Genomic DNA, 22,765 nt, shown 5'->3' with positions numbered 1-22,765 from the left:
AAACTTAATTTCTCCAAGCATTGATTCAAGAATTGGACGGATGATCATTTTAATCATCTAAACAACTCATCTTTTATTAATGCGAGATATTTATTGGTGTAATAAATATCCGGCTCATGTTTTACAGGTCTTACTCTAATCTCAAATTTTGGTTTTTCTGGATTATTTGGATCAAATAATACTAAACCAATTCCAAAAATCATACACAAAGAATCTAATTTAGAAATATCTTCAGGTGAAGAATTTTCAGGAATAACTAAATAAACTTTATGTGAAAAAAGCTTATAAGAACAAGCCTGACCAAACGCAGTGATTAAATTATTAGAATCTAACTTTATTTCAGCAGAAATAACTTCAGTAGGAGCTTGAATAATATCTCCTCTTGATGATTCTTTTATTCCTATAACATCAGGCGTTCCCCATTTATCTTTAAATTTATTTCCGCCGAGTGGAATAGCTTTTGTAGCCTCTTCTGTTTCATTTACTAAAAAATCTGCAAATGGTTTATAGAATTGATTTTCAGCTAATTTTTCTTTTTTTGCTTCACCAAGAAATGAATCAGAGTATTTAAATTTTATATGTTTAAAAAGGCCTCTTGCTGGTTTGTAAACTTTATCTGGAAATTCTTTATCTAAATTCCAAACAGCCCATTGTATTTCTTTTATTTTGAAATCAGGATACCTATTTTGTATCTCATCTACAATTTCGGAATATCTTAAACCATTAGGAATATTTTCTAAAATCTTTATTGCTTCTTCTCTTATAATTTTTTGTTTTTCCTTTACTTTCATCTTAACTCCACCATATCAAAGGTTTAATTAACTTATAATCCAAATTTTTCAAATCAATTTTTGTTCCATCTTCAAATTCAATTTCATCTTTACCTACTTTCCTAATCATCTTTCCAAGTAAACATGATAAAGTTTCAGCTATATCTATGTTATCATAAAGCTTTGACAAATCAACCTTTACTTTGTTTTCTTCATAATCAATCTCTAAAGCTTCAAGCAATTTCAAATCTTTCATGAAAATATATTGATTATAAGGATCTTCTCCCGGCATCAAGAAAGGATCATCGCAAGCATATTTTACTTTTCTTAATGTTTGCTCGAATTGCTCAATCTCAAAATACTTGAAAAATCCACCAGCATTGTTTTCATTATATTTTTCTTTAACATCCTTTTCTTTTGAAATTCCTGATTTATCATAAGCCAAAACCTTTTTCATTCTTGGCAAAACTATAGTCCAGAAATGCTCTCCCATCTCAATGCCTATCCATTTTCTCTTTAATTTATGTGCTACTGCTGTTGTTGTACCACTTCCTAAAAAGAAATCCATAACTAAATCGCCTTTAGTGGATGTTGATTCTATGACACGCTTGAGAAGGGTTTCAGAGTTTTCGGTTAAAAATCCCCATCTTCTTGAATATCCTGGAATGTCTGTCCAGTTATTCTTTAAAGTTGTCCATAATGGAGCATACAAAACTTTTCCATTTTCAATTTTTATTCGCCCTTCTTTTTCTAACTCTTCAATTTGTTCTTGTTTTAACCCCCATTTTCTTCCTTCAGGACATTTAATCTTTTCACCTAAAACAATTCTATACTTATCTTCTTCGCTTTTCGGTTTCCCAGGCAAAGTTGGTTCCCACCATTCCTCAACTTCTCTTTTTATTCTAATTTCATTAAATAGGGCTTTATCAGTCTTTGTGTGAAAAAATAAAGTATCAGTATCTACCATGAATTTATTCAATCCTTGTGCAAATTTAAAAAATTCCTGAGTCCTATTTACTATAATCTCATTCCTAAAATTCTCTTCCCCAAAAATCTCATCCATCAAAGGTCTAACTATCCAGTTTCCATTGTAATCACATCTTACAAAAATGCTTCCTGAATCTTTCAATAAATTTCTGGCAAGCCTTAATCTATTTTCAAGCATCGTTGCCCAAGTGCTATCTTTATATTTCACAGAATAGAAATAATCCGCATCTTGTTCTTTATTAAACGGTGGATCAATATAAATTGTCTGCACTTTTTCTTTAAATTTTGGTAATATTGTATTTAATGCCTGATAATTTTCACTTTTTATCAACCAGCCGTCCAATGATTTATCTAAATCATCAAATAATCCTAAAATCTCAAGCTCCAAATCCTTAAAATACTTTGTATCTATAGGCAAAAATTTGTATTTTTCGTTTAATTGTTTACCAGTTAATTTATTCTCCAAAATCTCATTTTCATCAAAATCATCTTCAACAATTCCTAAATCCTTCCATTCTTTAATTTGCTCTTCAATATTTCTGTGTTTTAAAATTTTTTCAATCAAAGTAATTCCACCTTTTTTATCTGCTATTCTATCTAAAGTTATCACATAGTTTGAATTTAAAACAAACTTTGGCTTATTCCATATCTTTACAAGTTCATCTTCAAACTGTGAGATAAAATCAATAATCTTAAATGCTATATCCTTTAAAACCTGAAGTTGCTTTATCCTTTTCTCTGTCCATTCACTCTCTCCTGAGAAAACATACTGATAAAGCCAGAGATTAAATTGTTCTTTCAAAAACTCTTTCGCATTTTTATTTATGAAATAGTCAACCTCGCTTTGCTTTTCAAAAGTCTTAAATGCCCGCTCTAAAGTATCCTCACTTATTTTTATCCCTTCCTTCTTGATGGCTTTTAAAATTTCTTCAATGTTCGTTTTCTTATTTCCTTCTTTATAAAAGACATTAAATACTATTACTCCATCATCCTTTCTTTCTTTAAACTTATAAATTATTTCCCTTTTCTCAAATGCTTTTTTATGTTCTAAAGTAGAAACATCAAAAAAGAACTTAAACCCATCTATCTTTACTTCTAAGTTTTTAAATAACCTGTCAGTTTTGACATAATAAAGCATATGAGTTTTCCAGAAAAGAATCACATCTTTATCATCCGTATAAACCTTCTCATACACATTTTGATGGATTGGAGTATATCTAAAATAAATTGAGCCACTTTCAGAGAAATAGCGACTAAAGAAGGTATAAAGTTTATCAAAAAGTTCTTCCCTAAATTCAGGAAATGGTTTTAGTGCTTCTTCTATATCCTTTTGAAGTTTTGTAAATACATTTTTTTCATAATACTTCGTTTTAATCTTCATCAAGTTGATATACCCGGATTCTCCCTCTATTTCAGCACCTACAAAGATATCTTTTAACGCATTATAAAATTTTTTTTCTTTTGTCATATTAGCAGAAAAATCTTTTTGTTTCATTTTTAGTGCCTCCTTAAATAACTTAATATAAATATATTTTATTTTATAAATTTAAATCAATAGTTTTTATAGTTCTATAGTGTTTCAAACTGACAATTTTTTTAATGAAAGTTTTAATAATGATTAGATATCCAGGATTTTTTTTCATTTTTTGTATAATAATTTCAATTCAGGTGGTAAAAAATTAAAAAAAGCACCTATATTTTTATAAGATTTGAAAAAAGGGGGAAATGCATCTCCCTTAAAACGCTGAACTTTAATTTCATTTTCTTTAACTTCAATTACTTTCCATACTCGTTGAGCAAGTATAAATATTTCATCAAAAATACCGGCAATTTTACCTATCTCTTTACCTGAATCAATATCTATTACTCTAAAAGTGTCAATATCTGGGATATTAGAATGAATTAGTCCTTTTTCACCTAAATCCATAAGCTTTGTGGTAGCAAACCAATATCCTCTAACTTTCATTATAAATTCTTTTTTATTTAAATGTTCCAGAATAACTTTAATTTCATTTGATGCGCAAATAGGACTTAAAAGAGAAAAAAGTTTTTCTTCTGCCACACCTTCACGGTGCTGATAAAGATAAGAAAAAATTTGCTGAATAGCAACTGAAAGATCTGGTATATAAGGCTCGTTTGGTAATACACCGGAGTTAGCCATTTTAAACATTGCTTCCAGCAGTTTTCTTTCTTCATCCAATTTCGCTATTGCGATTACATGGATAATCTTGTCTCTACGATTGCTACGTCCAATTCTCTGTAACAGTGAGGAAATACTATAAGGTGGTTCTGCTAATACAACTAAATCAATATCGCCAATATCTATACCAACTTCCAGTGTAGAAGTAGCTACACAAATTGCCATTTTTCTTTCCTTCATTACAATTTCTGCTTCCTTTCGTTCTCGAGAGCTGAGGCTTCCATGATGAGCAACAATAGTGAAACAAGGTGGCCATAGTTTACCAAGAAAATTGGCAACTTCTTCAACAGTTTCGCGTTTATTACAAAAATAAAGAATTTTTTTCCAAACATTTTGTTTTGCTAAATTATAAACTTTCTCATGTGAATCTACAATATAATAATCTATTTCCCGCCGCTGTCCGCTAACAATAACCATTTCAAACTCGTTAACATACCTCTGGGCAACTTCCTTAGGCTTAGAAAGAGTAGCAGATAATAAATGGATATTGAAAGTTCTATTAAATACAAGCTCACGAAGGCGATACAAAAGCAACCTTAATTGGTCGCCACGGTAAGTGTTATCCAGCATGTGAATTTCATCCAAAATTACTGTGCGGAGATTTGTAAATACTTTAGGTTGACGACAAATTAATGAATCAAGGGATTCAGGAGTAGTAATAAGCCAATTTGGAAGTTTTGAGCTAAAATAAGTTTTATCTCCGTGTTTAAGTTTTATTTTTATGTTCATATCTTGAAGAGGTCCTTCTATCCGCGTTAACATATCATTAGCTAATGCTCGTGTGGGTGAAACAAAGAGAACCGAAAGACTGTGCCAATTCTCTGATTTAAGCCTTTCAGCAACAGGGGCTACAACTGCTTCTGTTTTACCTGAAGCAGTAGGTGATACAACTACAACATTAAATCCGTCAAGGATTTTGGGAATCGTTTTTTCTTGAACAGGGGTGAGCTTACCAAATCTTGTAAAGAAAGGCATCCATGCAAATTTCAAACGACTACGAATAGTTTCTATATTGCTATTCATTTAAAATATTTTCTAAATTTTCTTCAGGACTATGTCTAATTAAATCCAGAGCTTCCACTGTTCCCTTGATGAAAAATCTTGTAACACAATTTCTCGGTATCTCTTTTTTAACTTTATTAAAAATCATTTCTTTTAACTTTGAATCTTTTATATCAAAATTGTAAGCTTTAGTATAAAGTTGATAAATGTGTTCAAATACTTCTTTAAGAACTTTCTCCTCTAAAGATTTTAATTTTAATGTTTGCGGAAACTCACAAAACTGGGCGAAAAAAAATGGAAATTCCGTAAAAGCAAAAAGAAGTTTCAACCCACTTGGTTTTTTGTAAATAAAAGGAATATAATTAGAGTATCTATAACAGCGATTTGACCAAAGATTACTCCAGGAAGGCTGCTTGAGTAATTCAGGATCATTTTTTGCTGTTTGACAAAGTGCTTCTAAAAATTCACGACCTTTAATTAGGTTGCGAATATCAAACCATATTGTTTCTGCTTCATCAAAAATAAGAAGAAATCCTTTATATTTAAATACTTCCTTTGATGCCCAACCCAGAGCACTAAGCAAATAGCAATAAATATTGTATGCATTTGAATATTCGTACATTGTAGGGAAGAAAGGTGAGTATCCAGGAGGTCTAATTCCTCCTTGTCCTTCAATCCAATCCCATATATCTTCCCTATCTTCATCTTGAGGCCCTTTAATTAAATACTTAAAATATCTGTGATCTTCAAAAACCCCTTTTTTCAATGCCTCATTCAAAAAATCACGAAAACCTTTAAATTGTCCATCAACTTTAGACTGAAATTTAAAGAACTGAATTAATTTTGCATATACTCGTTTTGGTTTGTAAAAAGGAGTCTCACTGAGATCTATATCTGCATAAGCAACTACAAAGTCTTCGTATAAAGCACGCCAGTATAGATAATTTAGTAAATGTGTTTTACCAGTTCCATATCCACCCTCAAGTATTAATATAATTTCTTTATCATCTATAAGCCACTCCATTAAATTTTTAATTTCCTGTTCACGACCAAATGTGAAATCATCAAGACAATCATGAGGTACTATGCCAAAACGGAAAGCCTCAATCATTCTTCTAGCTTTAAATTTATCAAGATTTTGGGTATTTTTGCTAATTGTTTTTTTTAACATAATAACTTTTTATATATTTTGTAATTCTTCTTCTTATAAACATAATAACTTTTTATATATCTTCTTATAATTCTTCTTATAATTCTTCTTCAGAAGGTGGCCTTCCCTTTTCTTTTAGAAAATGAAGAGCTTTAATAAGCCTTTGCACAAAATCGCGTTTATAACCGATATCCCCGAAGCGGGAATTATAAGCTTTCTCTGCAACCAATTCTATAGTTTTATTAGATAAAGCATTATCAAACCTATAATTGTAAGCAATCTCGTAAATTCGTGCCAGTTTGCTTCCAATTTCACGTAGAAATTCAATAGGCTTGTATCCTAATTTTTCTAAATAAATTTTAACTCCAGAAGGATTAATTTTATTATCAAATACTGTGTTAACTCTCTGTTTCAGTGCTTCATAAATTAATTTTCCACCTTCCAGAAAGTTTTCATCTGGAACTGCGTAAAAAAACATTACACTCTTAAAAGTACGACTGCATTCATCAATAAGGTGGCGAAGATTCGCTAAAAGGTGTTCTTTTTGTTTTCCGCTGAGACTTCCCATCGGTTCTGCTTCATCAAACAAAATTAAAAGCCCGGAATAGCCAATTTTTTTAATCCACTGAGTTAAGGACCTTATCATTGGAAATGCCTTAGTTTTATCAATTTTTTCTAAAATACCAAATTTTTGATGATTTTTTCTATCATAGGATTCTCCTTTTAGCCACGCGCGAATTTTATTAAAGTCATCTTCTTGTCCATATAACAAAGCTTTGAACGCAGATTTAATCCCATTTTCAAAACTGCTACTTTCAATGTCTCTAATATTATTCAAGTAGTTTAAAAGTTCCTTCTTTAAATCTTCATCAGATAATCCATCTTTGCTGAATTCCTGAAATTTCTCATTAAACCAACGACGTATAATACTACAAATTCCTTTTTCGTAATTTTCAGATATCAATTCTTCCGGTCTGAGAGGTGGTGTAATATTACGCACAATTTCAGAGTAAACCTTTTCTAATCTATGAAACGGGCAACTATCAGGATTTAAAGATACATAAGAAACAGCAAAATTATGACTCCAAGCAATGTTACGAACACAGTAAAGAAAGTGAGTTTTCCCTCCTCCATAAGTACCTATTACCATCTTAAATGTAGACCCACCTTCTTTGATAAAAGTAGCTAAATATTCATTTTCAATAACAGAAAGATAGGGTTCTAAACCAACAGTAAAAAATTGAACTCCATACTCTGGGGGAATTCCATGTCCCCCAACTATTTCAATGATTTTGCGTGCAATTTTTGGTTCTAATTTATTCATTGTGTAACCTCCTCAAATTTTAAATGTGAATAAACTGTACCATTTCCTTTTTCATCATTAGGAATCCACAAAAAATCCTCTCTTTTTTTTGTATGAGCTAAAGAAGCTACAACAAGACTAAGCCTACAATTAAAAATCTTGTTTTTTTCTGAATTAAGAATTCGGAAAAGGTCATAACTGAAATCACAACGAGTATAACTTTTGTAATACTCTTTCTTTGGATTTTTATGAAAACGCGGTTCCTGCAATAAATAAGCTACTTCTGGGAGTATTTCAATAATAGGCAAGGCAGTTCCATTTTTATCACCTTTAATTATCAACTTTCGCTGATAAGCATAATATAGTTTCTTTAAAAACTCTTCCTCATTTACTTGTGAACCAAGTTGCTTCTTTAATTCAAAAATTTTTTTGGTTACTTGTGATACGGATAAACTACATTGTGCTAACCGTTCCTGCTTTGGACCGTACCAAATTGTTGCATAACCCTTATCAAAAAGAAGTTCAATCGTAAAAAGCCAAGTTTTGAGTTCAGGGTAGTGACCCCGAAGTGAGAGGTTTTGTTCCTTTAGTGCTTCCTCAAGTTCGCATCCAAATCGATCTTGTATCTCTTTTTCCACTGCTTGAAGTTCTTTTTGGTAATTCTCTAACCAATTTTTAAAGTTTTTTATATACTCTGTAAATTTAAGAAGTTCCTCAAATTTAGGAAGTTCCTCTAATATTTTTGAAAGTGTATCCTTTATCTTAGGAAAATTAAAAACCCGATCTTGGTCAAGATTAGATAGATTTTCTAATAGTTTAGAGAATCTTTTTAACTGTTCTTGTGCTTCTTTAACTTTTTGACTCAGGTCAATTATTTCTGGTTGTTTAAATGTGTTTTTATTAATCATATTTAATTATAATTATAACCTAAATAAGTATATTTTTACAAAAGTTTTTCAAAAAATATGAAGGACCCTCTGTTTTTATGATAAAAAGAGGTTTTGATTTAAGTTTTGAAAACTTATGAGGGAAAGAGTTCTAAAGTTGTTAATGAGAGAAAAAAGATCTATATTTGGATGAAAATAGTAAGCTTACCTTTATTTAAGCAAAAAATTTACTTTACGGTTTTTCTTAAACCTTTAAATTAATTTATAATTTATAATTTGCTTTTATATATAAATCGGTTCAATCCCGTAAAAAATTAATTAAGGAAATAATGGCAAAAACTGTACTTTTTGTAGGACACTCTGGATGTGGCAAAACCACTCTCTGTGAAGCAATACTTTTTAACCAAAAAGTCACAAGCAGATTGGGAAGAACTGATGAAGGAACAAGCATTCTTGATTATGACCCAGAAGAACAAGAAAGAAGAATAACAATTAACCTCGGCATAGCCCATTTTGAAAATAAAAAAGAAAAAATATTTTTACTCGACTCTCCAGGCTTCCTTGATTTCCAGGGCGAATTCCTCTCCGGACTCCATGTATGCGATCTTGTTTGCCTTGTCATTAATGCAGGAGCAGGAATAGAAGTTGGAACAGAAATTTACGGAGAAAAAATTTTTGAAAAGAATATCCCTGTTTGTGTTTTTATAACAAAGATGAAGTCTGAGAATGTAAATGTAAAGGAGATTTTAAATAACTTAAGAAATACCTTTGAAAAAAAATTTATACTTCTCACATACCCATTAGGGGAAGGACCTTCCTTTCAAGGGGTAAAAACAATTTTTGAAGAAGTTCCTTCTGAATGGAACAAGGAAAAAGATGAGGCAATGGAATCAATTGTTGAAACCGATGAAAGTCTTGTTGAAAAATATCTTGAAACAGGTGAAATTTCTGAAAGCGAAATTAAATCCGCTTTAAAAAAGGGAATAAAAGAAAACCTTATTGTCCCTGTATTTTTTGGTGATTCATTAGAAGGGAAAGGAATAAATGAATTTATTGAATTTTTATCAGAATATTTCCCTTCCTATGAAGAATTTTCACCAAGAAAAGGAAGAAAAAAGGACGGGAGTGAAGTAATGTTAGAGCCTGATCCTGAGAAACCTACTGTAGCTTTTATTTTCAAAACAATGAGCGATCCGCACTTAGGAGAAATAAATTATGTGAGGGTATTCAGGGGAAGTATTAAATCCGGAATGGAACTTTTAAATCCTAAAAGAGAATTAAGGGAAAAAACAACTTCCTTATATTCTGTTCTCGGAAAGGAAAGAAAAGAAATTTCAGAAATTAAACTTGGTGAAATAGGAGCAATTGTAAAACTTAAAGATACACATACAAATGATACTCTATGCTCTCCTGATGATCCTGTTATCTACCCTGAAATAGAATTCCCCTGGAGAAGTGTTCAGGTTGCTATAGTTCCAAAAACAAAACAGGATGAAGAAAAAGTATCAGAAGCCTTGAAAAGATTAACAGCAGAAGACCCTACTTTTTCATTTCATTATAACCCTGAACTAAAACAAACAATTGTTGAGGGTCTCGGTGAGATTCATTTAAATGTAATAGTCTCTAAAATGAAAAGGAGATACGGAGTGGAAGTAACCCAGGCAAGACCAAAAATTCCCTATAGAGAAACAATAAGAAAAAAGGCAGAAGCAATGGGAAAATATGTTAAACAATCAGGTGGAAGGGGTCAGTATGGAATATGTAATATAAGAATTGAACCCTTACCAAGAGGAAAAGAATATGAATTTGTAAATTCTATTTTTGGAGGCGCAATTCCTTCTAACTTTATACCTGCTGTTGAGACTGGAATTAAAAAGGCAATGCAATCAGGTGTTCTGGCTGGTTTTCCTGTAATTGATGTGAGAGTTGAACTCTATGATGGTAAATATCATCCGGTTGATTCTTCAAACATTGCTTTTGAAATAGCAGGTTCAATGGCTTTCAGAGATGCTCAGATGAATGCTGATTCTTATATTCTTGAACCTATCTATGAAGTGGAAATAATTGTTCCAGAGGAAATAACCGGCGATGTAATGAGTGATTTAAACTCAAGAAGAGGAAGAATACTTGGTATGGAACCTTATGGTAAGAAAAAACAAAAAATAAAAGCCTATGTTCCACTTGCAGAACTTCACGGATATTCAAGTGCTTTAAGATCAATATCAAAGGGAAAAGCTGTATATTTTGCTAAGTTCTCCCATTATGACGAGGTTCCAAAAGAACTTGCCCAGAAAATAATTGCAGAGGCAAAGAAGCAAAAAGAGGAATAAATTTTGCTAAAAAATATATTTTTTATTTCTTCTTTCTTTATAAGTTGCACCAAGCAGGTTAGACTTCCTGATGACTTTGAATTGAATGTTTATATTTTTATAAATTTAATGCCAACCCCAATTCAGTTTCATAGAAAAATAAAGGGTAATATAGAAATTAAAGGAACTTTTGAAAAAGAACCTGAAATTAAAAATATTAAGATTCTATTTGATGATTCTGAATTTAATGTGAATTTTAAAAAGGAAAAAAATTATTACATATTTGAAATCCCTGTTTACGATATAAAAGAAATAAAATCAAAAGAATATTTGAAATTTAAGATAGATTTATTTTATAAAGGAAAAATATTTGAAGTATTAAAAGATAAAGTTGAAATAAAAAGAATTTATTAAAATGGAAATTGGAATTGATATTCAAAAATTATCTGTTCTAATTTCAGTAATAATCTATACCTTTTTACTTCTCTATTTTATTTCAAAAGCAAGAAAAGGTGAAAAACTTTTTTTAAGAAAAATACCAGGAATTGAAGCAGTTGATGAAGCAATAGGAAGGGCAACTGAAATGGGAAGAAGTATTCTTTATGTCCCAGGACTCTCCACAATTGATGATGTAGCCACTATTGCTTCCCTAAATATTTTATCAAGAGTAGCAAAAAAAGCAGGGGAGTATGAAACTGATATCATAGTCCCAAACAGAAATCCTGTTGTTTACACAGTTGCAAAGGAGGTAATAAAACAGGCTTATACTTCTATCGGAAGACCTGACCTTTTTAAAGAAGATTCTGTATTCTATGTCACTGATTCTCAGTTTGGATATGCTGCCAGTGTTTGTGGTTTAATGGTAAGAGAAAAGACTGCAACAAATTTTTTTATGGGAATGTTCTGGGCTGAATCTCTCTTACTTGCTGAAACAGGAACATCCACTGGAGCAATTCAGATAGCTGGAACAGATGCAATAACACAACTCCCCTTTTTTGTTACATCCTGCGACTATACTTTAATAGGAGAAGAGTTTTACGCAGCAAGTGCTTACTTATCAGGAGAACCTGTCCTTGTTTCAACTATAAAAGCCCAGGATGTTATGAAGCTTATAATAGGATTTTTACTAATTTTAGGAGGATTTCTCGGTTTAATTGGTAAATCATATATTTTAAACTTTATTTTTCCTAAATGAAAAAACAAGTTCCTCTTTTTATTGTTTTTTTTATAGGACTTTTGGGATTCCTTCAATATTTCATTACAGGTCCCCTTTCTAAATCTGTTTATACCTTGCTTCTTGAATGGTTTCAGGGAGTTCAGGGAATGGCTATAATTATGGCTGTTATATCACTTACAAGGAGACATTTTACAAATGTGAGGAAAGGAAAAAATGTTTTTTACTCACTTGTTACTCTTATTTCCCTTTACGGTATGATGATTCTTGGAATTTTCTTTGGCATAGGAAAGGGTTCTATTTTTGATAAAATTTATGAATTTGTTATGGTTCCTTTAAATGCAACAACCTTTTCCCTTCTTTCCTTTTATATGGCTTCTGCTGCCTATAGAGCTTTTAGAGCAAGAAGTGTTGAAAGTGCTCTTCTTTTATTATCAGCATTTGTTTTAATGATAGGACTTACTTCCTTTGGTGATGTTTTATCAGAAAGTCTACCTTATTTTGCCCAATGGGTTCTTGATGTTCCAAATCTTGCTGCTCAAAGGGGCATAACACTTGGAATTGCTCTTGGAATTCTTGCGACATCTTTAAAAATAATGCTTGGAATTGAAAGGAGCTGGTTGGAATGAGTATATGGGAAAGATTGCTTAAAATACCGAGAGCTTTAATATTTCTTTTAATTGGAATTGCTGTTTTTTTTCCTTTACTTTTTAAATTTACTTTACCTTTAAACATTTTAAAACCAGTTCAGGATGTTTATGATTTTATAGAAGCTCTGCCTGAAGGAACACCTGTAATATTGTCTTTTGACTATTCACCTGATGTATTACCAGAATGTTATCCAATATCCCTTGTTCTTGCAAAGCATCTCGCAAAGAAAAAGCTTAGGATATATATAATGACTCTATATCCTGCTGGAACAGGGTTTGCTCTCGATGTTTACAATAAAATAATCAAGGAGTATGGATTAAAGGAAAGGGAAGATATTGTCTTTCTTGGATATTTCCCTTCAGTTGCTGCAACAATTTTAGGAATTGGTGAGGATATAAAGAATGTTTTTAAATCTGACTATTTTGGATATCCCTTTGATAAAATTCCTGCTTTTAATGGAGTTAAAAATTATAGTGACATTAAACTTGCTATAAGCATATCAGGAGCAGCAATACCAGAAAGCTGGATGATTTACGCAAATGGAAGATATGGTGCCAATGTAGCAGCTGGAGTAACAGCTGTTATGGCAGCTCAACTTTATCCTTATTACAGAAGTAAACAGTTTATAGGTTTAATAGGAGGAATGAGGGGTGCTGCTGAGTATGAGAAATTATTGAAGGCTTATGATCTTGCAACAAAGGGGATGAACTCAATTTCCCTTGCAAATTTTGTAATGGTCTTTCTTGTTATTCTTGGTAACATTGCTTTTTTTATGCAAAGGAGGACTAAAAAATGAGTTTTGATCCCTGGATATGGATAAGCGCTTTTTTAACCCTTTCTATATTTTCCTTTTTATTTAAGGATAATCCTGTATACAGATTTGCTGAACACTTATTTGTAGGGGTTTCAGCAGGTTATTATGCTTCAATTTACTGGCATAACGCTATTTTAAGATTTATAATAAAACCCTTTTCAGAAAAATTCTCTATTTTTTATTATAAAATTATCTGGCCCCAGTTATTTCCTGACATAAATTTAATTTCAAGTTTTTTTGCTTTTGTTATGTATCTTATTCCCCTTACCTTTGGACTTTTATTCTTTTCTCTGCTTTTTCCTAAGCATTCATGGCTTATAAGGTATCCTATTGCCTTTCTAATGGGAGTTGGAGCAGGTTTATCTCTTTATCCTACCTTTAAGGCAAGAATTTTTGATCAGATAAAAGATACTTTTTTGCCCCAATTTTCTAATACCCTATACTTTTTTAACTCCTTAATAATATTTATAGGAACATTCACAGTTTTATCTTACTTTTTCTTTTCCAAGGAACATAAGGGTCCTTTAAAAATTTTTTCAAAAATAGGGATCATATTTATAATGATAGGTTTTGGTGCAGCCTTTGGTTACACTGTTATGGCAAGAATATCTCTTTTGATTGGTAGATTTTACTTTTTAATTCATGATTTTATACATTTGATTTAATCCTGTGAATATCTCCTTCTGGATAAAAGCACTGAGGGTTATACCAAGAATAGATAAAGAAGAATGGGTTAAACTTGATGTTATATCAAAATGGTTAATTCTCTCAAGGGCTGCTGTTTTTGTTATTACATTGATACCTTCTTATATTGTGGGTATTTTAACTTTTTTAAAGGGTAAATTTGATTTATTAAACTGGATTATGTTAACTGTTGGACTTGTATTAGCCCATGCCTTAAACAATATGTTAAACGATTATACAGATTTTATAAAAGGAGTAGATAAGGATAATTACTTTAGAGCCCGATACGGACCTCATGCCCTTGAACATAATTTATTAGATAAAAAAGAATTTTTTAAATATGTCATAGTTACAGGTTTGCTTGCACTTTCAGTTGGAGTTTATTTTATATATTTAAAAGGAATTCAAGCATTAATTTTAGTTTTAATAGGTTCTTTTTTTATTCTATTTTATACATGGCCTTTAAAATATATAGGACTCGGAGAATTGAGTGTTTTAATAGTATGGGGACCACTTATGATAGGGGGTGGATATTATATAATCACCGGTGAATGGGATATAAAAGTTATTCTGATGAGTTTTATATACAGTTTGGGTGCAACGAGTGTTATATTTGGAAAGCATATTGATAAATATGAAGATGATAAGAAAAAAGGTGTAAAAACATTACCCGTTATTATTGGGGAAAAAAATGCCAGAATTTTAAATATTATAATAATTTCATTACAGTATGTATTAACTGTTTATCTTGTTTTGATTGGATTTTTTAAATTTACAATGCTTATTGTGCTCTTTTCTTTAAAATGGTTTTTTAATAGAATCCTTAAAGTTTATTTAAAGCCAAAACCTTTAACAAAACCTGAAATTTATCCTGACTCAGTATGGCCATTATGGTTTGTTGCCTTTGCTTTTGACCATAATAAAAAATTTGGTTACTTTTTTATTTTAGGTTTAATTTTTGAATTTATTATTAAAGTTTTTAAATTTTAAAATATTTTTTTGTAGTATTGTATTTTTTTATTAAATTGATTATAATACTTCTATGAGCTTAATAAAAAGTTTTTTGTGTTTTCTAATTTTCTTTGAAATCTGGCAAACAAAAACGAATATGACAGTTAAGAGAAAAGGTCATGGTGCAGTAGAACTTAATGGAAAAATCTATGTAATAGGTGGTAGAAATGTAGCAGGTTTTCTTGGAACTAATGAAGTTTATGACCCTGTAACAGATTCCTGGGAAATAAAAAATCCAATGCCAACTCCAAGGGAAAGATTTGTTCTTGTATCAGACGGAAATAAAATTTACGCAATAGGTGGATTTAATGGCTCTTATTTAAAAATAAACGAAGAATATAATCCCGTAACAAATACATGGACAACAAAAGCTCCTATGAACCAAGCAAGGGAAGGTGCTGGTGCTGTTTATCTAAATGGGAAAGTTTATGTAATTGGAGGATTCAACGGTAGCCAGTATTTATCAATAAATGAAGAATACTCAATTTTATCAAATACATGGAGCATAAAAGCTTCTATGCCAACAGTTAGAGCGTATCTTGGCCCCTGCGTATATAACGGAAAAATTTATGTAATAGGAGGCAAGAACGGAACAGGTGATTTAAACAAAACTGAAATTTATGACCCCTCTAATAATACCTGGTCTAATGGAATAAATATGCCAACACCGCGGGCTTTCCTTTTGATAAGATGTGATGGTTTTAAAATATATGCAATAGGTGGATATAGAAATGGATACCTGAATATTAATGAAGAATTTAATTTTTATACAGATACCTGGGAAACTGGTTTAGCTATGCCAACAGCAAGAAGTGAATTTTCAGGTGATTTTTCAGGAGGTAAACTCTATGCAATTGGGGGGATAAATAATTCAGGCTATCTTGATTTAAATGAAGAATTTTCACCTTCACTTGATATAAGTGAAGATAATTATATAAATCTATCTAAAAAAGAAAATAGCAAGTTATACTCTATCTCAGGTAGAAGAATTGAAATTAAAAAAAGAGGTATTTACTTTTTAAAATCAGGTTATAAATCTAAAAAAATAATTGTAATTAAATAGAGGAAGTTTTCCCCCCTGGTCTTTCAAGTGGGATTCCCATTTTACACAAGGGACAATCTTGAGGTGGAAAAATTTTTACTTTTTCTTTATAAATTGCATAAAAGGGAATTCCAAAATCTTCTTCTTTTTCCCTTCTATCAATTAAAACAAGAATTCCTTTAATATTTAAGAGTTTTTCACTTGCTTTAAGTGTTTTTTGAATTGAACCTCCTGTTGTTATAACATCATCAACTATAATTCCATTTACAGGAAAATTTATTGAAAAATCTCTTCTTATAACAAATTCCTCCTTTTCCTTTTCTGCAAATATTGCTCTTTTATTTAACATAAGACCTAAAATCTCCGCAATTAGAGCACCACCTGTAAAAGGACCGAGTATCACATCAAATTCAATTTTTTTTAAAAAATCAAGGGACAATTCAAGTAATTTTTGAAGGTAAAAAGGATATGATAGTATTCTATATTTTTCAAAATAAATATCTGAGTGATTTCCACTTGTTAAAAGAAAATGCCCTCTTTTTAATACCTCAAGTTTTTCAAGGATATCTTTTGGTTCCATAAAATTTCCTCCTTTATTCCTTCTGATATTTTTTTAAATTCGTAACCTTCATTTTTTAATTCTTTAATTAAATTTTCAAGAAAAATTTTGTATTCTAAAGTATCATTGATAGGGGAACCAAGATGCAAAAGCAAAATATAACCTCTTTTATCTTCTATTTTCTTAAAGTTTTCAAACCTTTCCCTATAATCCCTTACACTTTTCCAGTCAAAGAAATCATAGGTCCATCTTACATGAATGTAACCGAGTCTGCTTGCCCATCTTCTTATTTCAGCATTTTCCTCACCATAGGGAGATCTCCATATGAATTTCATCTTTTTTCCAGTTATTTTTTCAAATAATTCCTCAGTTTTAAAAAGCTCTCCAAATATCATTTCAGGTGATAAACCTTTAATTGTTTGGTTTTTTTTGTTAATTTCATAGGTAGTAAAATGTGGATGCGAGTATGTGTGATTTAAAACTTCATGGGAATCCGAAACAATTTTCTGAACAACATTTTTAAATTTTTCTATAAATTCACCTGTAAGGAAAAAGGAACTTTTTATGTTATATTTTTTTAAAATATTAAGTATTACATTAGCCCTCTGTGCAAAACTTCCACCATCAAAGGTAATATAGATTTCCTTTTTTTGAATTTTAAATCTTGTAATTGAGCCATCAAAAAAAAGAGGAGAAGATTTTTCTCTTATGTAAATTTTTTTTAAAATAAAATCCTTATGTTCAATGACTGGTTTTTTATAAAGAAAGTAAATTGAAATAAAAAATAACAGTATAAAAGAAGCAAAAATTATTTTAATATAAGGGTAAGAGAGGGGCTCTTTATAAATTCTTTTCTTTTTAAAATTTTCAAAAAGAAATAAATAAATACATTTTTTAGAACAGAAATAATGTCTGTATTTTTTAATGGAACATTTAGAACATATCTCCTTCTTGCACCTAAAACACTTTCTTGTAAGAAATCTTTCAGGATGTTTTTCACATCTTTTTCTCTCTTTTTTCATCAGAGATAAATTATAAAATAATGAACCACTTTTAATTAAATTGCGTCAAATATTAATTCAGGGTTCAAACCCCTTAAAATAAAAAGGAGAATTTATATGAAATCCTTAATACCTTTAATAATCTTAATAGCTCAACCAGAACAGGGACAATTTTTAAAAAGGATGTTTTTAAAAAGAAATCCTGAAATAATTATAAGAGTTTTGGCACTTGAAAGTGATGTTCAGAAAAATATAGGACTTTCAAAGGATGAGATAGAATTTTTCAAAACACTCTACTTTAATTTAGAAAAGGAAACTGAAAAAATAAAATCAGAAATAAGAATCAAAGAGATTGAACTGGAAGAAGTTATGCAATCTGAAAAAATTGATTTTAACAAAGCTGAAAGATTAATAGAAGAACTGGCAGAACTTAACAAGAATCTTAGAATCAAACAGATTGAAGCTTTTAAGGAAACTTATGATAAACTGGGCAATAAAAGATTTAATGAAATAAGAGAAAAATTAAGGGAAATGAGAAGAGAAAGGAGAATGTTGCGGAAAAATTAATTTAAAATGGATAAGAATGAAAAAGAAAATCTCTTCAATATCCTTTATGATAAATACTTTGACAGAATCTGGAAATATGTTTATTACAAGGTATCAAACAGAGAGGATGCTCAAGATCTCTGTCAGGAAATATTTTTCAAAGTTTATAAGGGGCTTGATAAATTTGAAGGAAGAAGTTCCTATTATACATGGATTTTTAAAATTGCTATGAATTCTGTTATTTCCTTTTATAGAAAGAGAAAATTTATAAAATTTATACCCCTTGATTTTGTTGATGAAAAACATTATTCTTATGAAAGAGATGAAAAGAAAGAAAAAATTTTTGAAAAAATGAAAATGTTACCAGAAGAAATAAGAGAAACCCTCGAACTTTATTACATTTCAAGCTTTAAGGTTAAGGAAATTGCAGAAATTCTTGGTGTTCCTGAAGGGACTGTAAAAACAAGACTTAAAAGGGGAAGAGAACTTTTAATTGAACTTTTAAAATGAAACACTTTGAAATAAATGAAATATTTGAAATAATTGAAAATAAGGAAAAAAATTTTAAAGAGCTTGAAAATCACATAAAAGAATGTAAAGATTGTAAAGAAAATTATGAAAAGGTAAAGGAATTTTTTAAATCTTTTGAAATAGAAGTCCCCCTTGATGTGAAATTGAGAATAAGAAAAGAAGTTTTAAAAAGGGGAAGGAGAAAGGAAAAAATAATTAAAACTTTTGTTCCTGCTCTTGTTACATTATCATTAATCTTTGTTATTCTTTTTAAATTTATGATTAAAACTGAAAAGGAAATTATAATTATATCACCTTCAGAGGAGGAGGTTTTAACACCTGAGGAAATTCTTTTTGTTTTTAAGATAAAGGATACAAAGGGATTAAAAGTTTTTATAGATAGTGTTGATATATCTGATTCCTTAAAAAAAACTGATAAACTTTTGTATTATCTTGCAGAAGATTTAGAGTTAAATCCAGGTACTCATTATTTGACAGTTTTTAAGGATAATAAAATTTATAAAAAAAATAAATTCTATTTAACATCCTTTAAGTACTCTTTTATACCCTGATTTTTTAATATTTTTTGAAAAAATTTTTAAGAAAATATAATATTTAAATTATGGAATTTAATAAAAAAAATCTTGAACTTGTTCCTGAAAAACCAGGAGTTTATCTTTTTTATGATAAGAAGGGTAATCTTCTTTACATAGGTAAGGCAAGAAATTTAAGGGAAAGAATAAGAACTCACCTAAATGCAGAGTATGAGAATCCAAGACTCAACTTAATGATAGAAAAGGTTAAAGACTTTGAGTTTATTGTTACTTCCTCTGAACCTGAAGCACTTCTTTTGGAAAATAATTTAATTAAAAGTAAAAAGCCAAAATTTAATATAAGATTAAGGGATGATAAAAAATATCCATATCTTAAAATAACTTTAAGAGAAATGTATCCAAGAATTTTCATGACAAGAGATTTAAGGGATGATGGCTCTTTATTTATAGGACCTTTTCATTCTGCTAAATCCCTTAGAAAAGCATTGAGAATGACTTTAAGAATTTTCCCGATAAGAACTTGTAAATACAAATTGCCTTCAAAAAAGAAAATAAATCCCTGTCTTGAATACGAACTTAAAAGGTGTCCTGCTCCCTGTGTAGAAGGATTTGTAAACCCTAAGGATTATAAAGAAGTGGTAAATAAAGCAGTTTTATTCTTTACAGGAAGAACAGAAAGTGTGGAGGATTATCTTTTAAAGGAAATAGAGAAATGTAAAGAAAAAATGGAATTTGAAAAGGCAGCAAGATTAAGGGATGCTCTATATTCAATAAGAGAACTTTCAAGAACTCAAATTGCTGTTTTAGAGGAAGAAAAATCCCTTGATGTTTTAGCGTGTCAGATTCATCATCCTTTTGCATCGATTTCTCTTTTAAGAGTTAGAAAAGGAAAACTTCTTGATATGGAAAACTTTATTCTTGATGTTCCTTTCTATTATGAGGAAAAGGATGTTTTATTTTCTTTTGCTTCCCAGTATTACTTTTCAGGTATTCTTGGTTCAGAGGAAATTATTTTAATTAAAGTTGATGAAAATTATAAGGATATAGAAGAGGCTTTAAAACTTAAGAGAAATGTTTTAATTAAATTTAGAGAGCCTGAAAATGATGAAGAGGAGAAGCTCCTCAAGATGGCTGAGGAAAATGCGAGGTTAAAACTTGAAGAATATTATATTGAAAAAAAGGGGAAAATTTTGCCATCTAAGGCAATTGTTGAACTAAAAGAAAATTTAAATCTTAAAGATTATCCCTTTCATATTGAGTGTCTTGATATTTCCCATTCCTTTGGAGATGAAAGGGTTGGAGCGGTTGTAGTTTTTAAAAATGGTAAAAGGGATAAAAAATCTTATAGAAAGTATAAAATTAAAACAGAAGAAGCAAAATCTGATCCACAGATGGTTTATGAAGTTGTAAAGAGAAGATTTAAAAGATTGAAAGAGGAAAATCAAAAATTTCCTGATTTATTTATAATTGATGGTGGAAAACCACAGTTAAGTGCAGCTTTAAATGCTCTTAAAGAACTTGATATAAAAGATGTTAAAGTTTGTGCTTTTGCTAAAACCTTTGACCAGCTTTATTTTCCTGATGGCAAAGAGGTGATGATACCCAAAAAAACTTATGCAATAAGACTTTTAAGGGATATAAGAAGTGAGGCACACAGATTTGCTGTAACTTTCCATAGAAAGAAGATGGAGAAAAAAGTTAAAATTTCAGAACTTGATGGAATAACTGGGATTGGTGAAAAAAAGAAAGTGGAAATTTTAAGGTTTTTTGGTTCAATAGAAAGATTAAAAGGTGCAAGTATTGATGAAATTGCCAAGGTAAAAGGAATCGGAAGAAAACTGGCAGAAATAATTTATGAGAGATTACACAGTTAAAATAAAATCAAATCTTGGAAAAATTTCAATTAAATTTAAAGAAGGGAAAATAAAAGAAATAAATTTTCTTGATAACAAAAATTATAAAAATTTTGAAGTTGAGGGGAAAGTTGAAGAAGAATTTTCTAAAGTTATTGAAGAATTCAAGAATTATTTCAGTGGAAAAAAGGAAGATTTTAAGTTTTCCTATAAATTAATAGATTTAAATTTTATTGATGATTTTAAAAAGAAAGTTTTTATGGAACTTTTAAAAGTTAAATGGGGTGAGGTAATTACTTATTCTGAACTTGCTGAAAAATTAGGAAATAAAAATTTAAGGAGAAAAGTGGGTAGAGCTCTTTCAGAGAATCCTTATCCTATAATTATTCCCTGTCACAGGGTTGTAGGGAAAAATAATTTAGGAGGCTTTAGTGGTGGGTTTGATTGGAAAAGAAAGCTTCTAAAACTTGAAGGAGTAAATATTAAGTGAAAGAAATTTCACCTTGCGATTTATTTTTAAAAATTGAAGAGTATTCAAAAAATCTTAAAGTTCCCCTTGTAACACTCATTGCTCTTAAAAGAAGATCAGATTTTTCAACACTCATTTCAGCCATTTTATCATCAAGAACAAAGGATGAAGTAACAGGAAGGGTAATGGAAAATTTTTTAAAAAGGGTAAAGGATTTTAATGATTTGAAAAAATTAAAAATAAAGGAAATTGAGAAATTAATTTATCCTGTTGGCTTTTATAAGGTAAAGGCTAAAATTTTAAAGAGATTATCTAAAGAAATTATAAAAAAATATGGTGGAAAAATTCCAGATAAATTTGAGGAACTTGTAAAATTACCAGGAGTTGGAAGAAAGGTTGCGAATTTAATTTTAATAGAGATTTTTAAAAAAGATGAGATATGCGTTGATACACATGTTCACAGAATTTCAAACAGACTTGGATGGGTAAACACAAAAAAGAGAGAAGAAACTGAAAAAAAATTAAAGGAAATTTTTCCAAGGGAATACTGGAGTAGAATAAATAGAACCCTTGTATCCTTTGGGCAGGGTGTATGTAAACCCTTAAAACCCCTGTGTGGAATTTGTCCTGTTGAACCTTTCTGTCCAAAAATAGGCTTATAAACTTGAATTTTTATTTTTAAAATTGTATAATAATGACTGAACAGTCAGTCATTATGGAAAATAAAAATAAAATTCTTGAAAGTGCGATATCGGTATTTCTTGAAAAAGGTTTTTACAATTCCCGAGTAGAGGATATTGCTGAAAAAGCTGGTATTGCAAAAGGGACAGTTTATCTTTATTTCAAAGATAAGAGGGATTTATTTCTTTCCTCAATAAGATATGAGATTGAAAAGTTTTATGTTAAAATTGAGGAGATTATTAAAGGTAATCTTGAACCACAGAGAAAACTAAAAAATTTACTTTTTATTATATATAGCAATTTCTATGAAAGAAAGAAGTATTACGAAAGTGCTATTAGATTATGGCCTGGTGAACTGGGAAAAGAAATAATAAAAACAATTTTGCCTTATTTAAGGAAAATTTTAAAAGGAATCGGATCTATTTTAAAGGAAGGAGAAAATTTAAAGGTTTTTTCAATTCACCAGAATATTTATTCTGATTCTGTTATGATTCTTGGAATTATAAGAGCTGCTTCAATGGCAGAGGATTTTTATGGTAAAAAGGTATCCTTTGAAAAGGCATGGAATTATATAAAAAAAATTCTTGATATAAAAGAAGGAGGATAAA

The 22,765-nt window shown here is 30.0% G+C and carries 23 protein-coding genes; 15 read left to right on the top strand and 8 right to left on the bottom strand.

All coding sequences use genetic code 11. From position 1 onward, the window contains the following. Positions 1 to 53 precede the first annotated feature (53 nt). The 6 genes from ABIN17_02295 to ABIN17_02270 form a co-directional block, all read right to left on the bottom strand. Complete coding sequence (locus ABIN17_02295; GenBank protein ID MEO0283888.1) at positions 54 to 791, bottom strand: hypothetical protein; 738 nt, start codon at positions 789 to 791, stop codon at positions 54 to 56. Position 792: 1 nt separating this feature from the next. Then, positions 793 to 3,225: a site-specific DNA-methyltransferase gene (locus tag ABIN17_02290; GenBank protein MEO0283887.1), complete on the bottom strand. Its 2,433-nt coding sequence runs from the start codon at positions 3,223 to 3,225 to the stop codon at positions 793 to 795. 171 nt (positions 3,226 to 3,396) lie between these two features. Then, the gene (locus tag ABIN17_02285; GenBank protein MEO0283886.1) at positions 3,397 to 4,980 is read right to left on the bottom strand and encodes a DEAD/DEAH box helicase; all 1,584 of its coding nucleotides are present in this window, start codon (positions 4,978 to 4,980) and stop codon (positions 3,397 to 3,399) included. After that, positions 4,973 to 6,130 carry a BREX system ATP-binding domain-containing protein gene (locus ABIN17_02280; protein ID MEO0283885.1) on the bottom strand — a complete coding sequence of 386 codons (1,158 nt, stop codon included), beginning with the start codon at positions 6,128 to 6,130 and terminating at the stop codon, positions 4,973 to 4,975. The genes ABIN17_02285 and ABIN17_02280 overlap by 8 nt, the downstream gene beginning before the upstream one ends. A 76-nt stretch (positions 6,131 to 6,206) precedes the next feature. Then, a complete protein-coding gene (locus tag ABIN17_02275) occupies positions 6,207 to 7,433 on the bottom strand; it encodes a BREX system ATP-binding domain-containing protein (protein ID MEO0283884.1) in 1,227 nt (408 codons plus the stop codon). Next, on the bottom strand, positions 7,430 to 8,320 hold the full coding sequence (locus ABIN17_02270) for a hypothetical protein (GenBank protein MEO0283883.1): 891 nt from the start codon (positions 8,318 to 8,320) through the stop codon (positions 7,430 to 7,432). Before ABIN17_02270 ends, ABIN17_02275 begins: the two co-directional genes overlap by 4 nt. A 308-nt stretch (positions 8,321 to 8,628) precedes the next feature. Between ABIN17_02270 and fusA the strand changes: the two genes are divergently transcribed. Genes fusA through ABIN17_02230 form a run of 8 tightly spaced genes read left to right on the top strand, consistent with a single transcriptional unit; the run spans position 8,629 to position 16,005 of the window. After that, entirely contained in the window at positions 8,629 to 10,629 is a 2,001-nt protein-coding gene (fusA, locus tag ABIN17_02265; GenBank protein MEO0283882.1) for an elongation factor G, read from the top strand. A gap of 3 nt (positions 10,630 to 10,632) precedes the next feature. Then, complete coding sequence (locus tag ABIN17_02260; protein MEO0283881.1) at positions 10,633 to 11,022, top strand: hypothetical protein; 390 nt, start codon at positions 10,633 to 10,635, stop codon at positions 11,020 to 11,022. A gap of 1 nt (position 11,023) precedes the next feature. Next, a complete protein-coding gene (locus tag ABIN17_02255; GenBank protein MEO0283880.1) occupies positions 11,024 to 11,803 on the top strand; it encodes a DUF6754 domain-containing protein in 780 nt (259 codons plus the stop codon). Then, the gene (locus ABIN17_02250; GenBank protein MEO0283879.1) at positions 11,800 to 12,411 is read left to right on the top strand and encodes a hypothetical protein; all 612 of its coding nucleotides are present in this window, start codon (positions 11,800 to 11,802) and stop codon (positions 12,409 to 12,411) included. The genes ABIN17_02255 and ABIN17_02250 overlap by 4 nt, the downstream gene beginning before the upstream one ends. Continuing rightward, complete coding sequence (locus ABIN17_02245; GenBank protein ID MEO0283878.1) at positions 12,408 to 13,229, top strand: hypothetical protein; 822 nt, start codon at positions 12,408 to 12,410, stop codon at positions 13,227 to 13,229. The genes ABIN17_02250 and ABIN17_02245 overlap by 4 nt, the downstream gene beginning before the upstream one ends. Further along, positions 13,226 to 13,912, top strand: a complete 687-nt coding sequence (locus tag ABIN17_02240; GenBank protein ID MEO0283877.1) for a hypothetical protein — start codon at positions 13,226 to 13,228, stop codon at positions 13,910 to 13,912. The genes ABIN17_02245 and ABIN17_02240 overlap by 4 nt, the downstream gene beginning before the upstream one ends. 4 nt (positions 13,913 to 13,916) lie before the next feature. Further along, positions 13,917 to 14,921: a prenyltransferase gene (locus tag ABIN17_02235; protein MEO0283876.1), complete on the top strand. Its 1,005-nt coding sequence runs from the start codon at positions 13,917 to 13,919 to the stop codon at positions 14,919 to 14,921. A 52-nt stretch (positions 14,922 to 14,973) separates the two neighbouring features. Next, the gene (locus ABIN17_02230) at positions 14,974 to 16,005 is read left to right on the top strand and encodes a kelch repeat-containing protein (GenBank protein ID MEO0283875.1); all 1,032 of its coding nucleotides are present in this window, start codon (positions 14,974 to 14,976) and stop codon (positions 16,003 to 16,005) included. Here ABIN17_02230 and ABIN17_02225 read toward each other — a convergent pair. Next, entirely contained in the window at positions 15,998 to 16,564 is a 567-nt protein-coding gene (locus tag ABIN17_02225; protein ID MEO0283874.1) for an orotate phosphoribosyltransferase, read from the bottom strand. The genes ABIN17_02230 and ABIN17_02225 overlap by 8 nt on opposite strands. Next, positions 16,525 to 17,565, bottom strand: a complete 1,041-nt coding sequence (locus ABIN17_02220; GenBank protein MEO0283873.1) for a polysaccharide deacetylase family protein — start codon at positions 17,563 to 17,565, stop codon at positions 16,525 to 16,527. The genes ABIN17_02225 and ABIN17_02220 overlap by 40 nt, the downstream gene beginning before the upstream one ends. Before the next feature lie 96 nt (positions 17,566 to 17,661). Between ABIN17_02220 and ABIN17_02215 the strand changes: the two genes are divergently transcribed. The 7 genes from ABIN17_02215 to ABIN17_02185 are packed head-to-tail and all read left to right on the top strand — an operon-like array spanning position 17,662 to position 22,764. Next, positions 17,662 to 18,111, top strand: a complete 450-nt coding sequence (locus ABIN17_02215) for a hypothetical protein (protein ID MEO0283872.1) — start codon at positions 17,662 to 17,664, stop codon at positions 18,109 to 18,111. A 6-nt stretch (positions 18,112 to 18,117) separates the two neighbouring features. Further along, positions 18,118 to 18,600 (top strand): RNA polymerase sigma factor, encoded by a 483-nt coding sequence (locus tag ABIN17_02210; GenBank protein MEO0283871.1) that lies wholly within the window; start codon positions 18,118 to 18,120, stop codon positions 18,598 to 18,600. Next, positions 18,597 to 19,172 (top strand): hypothetical protein, encoded by a 576-nt coding sequence (locus tag ABIN17_02205; protein ID MEO0283870.1) that lies wholly within the window; start codon positions 18,597 to 18,599, stop codon positions 19,170 to 19,172. Before ABIN17_02210 ends, ABIN17_02205 begins: the two co-directional genes overlap by 4 nt. A gap of 50 nt (positions 19,173 to 19,222) precedes the next feature. After that, a complete protein-coding gene (uvrC, locus tag ABIN17_02200) occupies positions 19,223 to 21,028 on the top strand; it encodes an excinuclease ABC subunit UvrC (GenBank protein MEO0283869.1) in 1,806 nt (601 codons plus the stop codon). Further along, positions 21,009 to 21,497, top strand: coding sequence for a methylated-DNA--[protein]-cysteine S-methyltransferase (locus ABIN17_02195; GenBank protein MEO0283868.1), 489 nt, complete (start codon positions 21,009 to 21,011; stop codon positions 21,495 to 21,497). The genes uvrC and ABIN17_02195 overlap by 20 nt, the downstream gene beginning before the upstream one ends. Then, a complete protein-coding gene (gene nth, locus ABIN17_02190) occupies positions 21,494 to 22,138 on the top strand; it encodes an endonuclease III (protein ID MEO0283867.1) in 645 nt (214 codons plus the stop codon). The genes ABIN17_02195 and nth overlap by 4 nt, the downstream gene beginning before the upstream one ends. 32 nt (positions 22,139 to 22,170) lie before the next feature. After that, complete coding sequence (locus tag ABIN17_02185; GenBank protein MEO0283866.1) at positions 22,171 to 22,764, top strand: TetR/AcrR family transcriptional regulator; 594 nt, start codon at positions 22,171 to 22,173, stop codon at positions 22,762 to 22,764. Position 22,765: the final 1 nt, after the last annotated feature.

It is taken from the genome of candidate division WOR-3 bacterium (genome assembly GCA_039803925.1).
In the GTDB taxonomy this organism is placed as follows: domain Bacteria; phylum Hydrothermota; class Hydrothermia; order Hydrothermales; family JAJRUZ01; genus JBCNVI01.
This window is presented reverse-complemented; position numbering and strand designations above follow the sequence as displayed.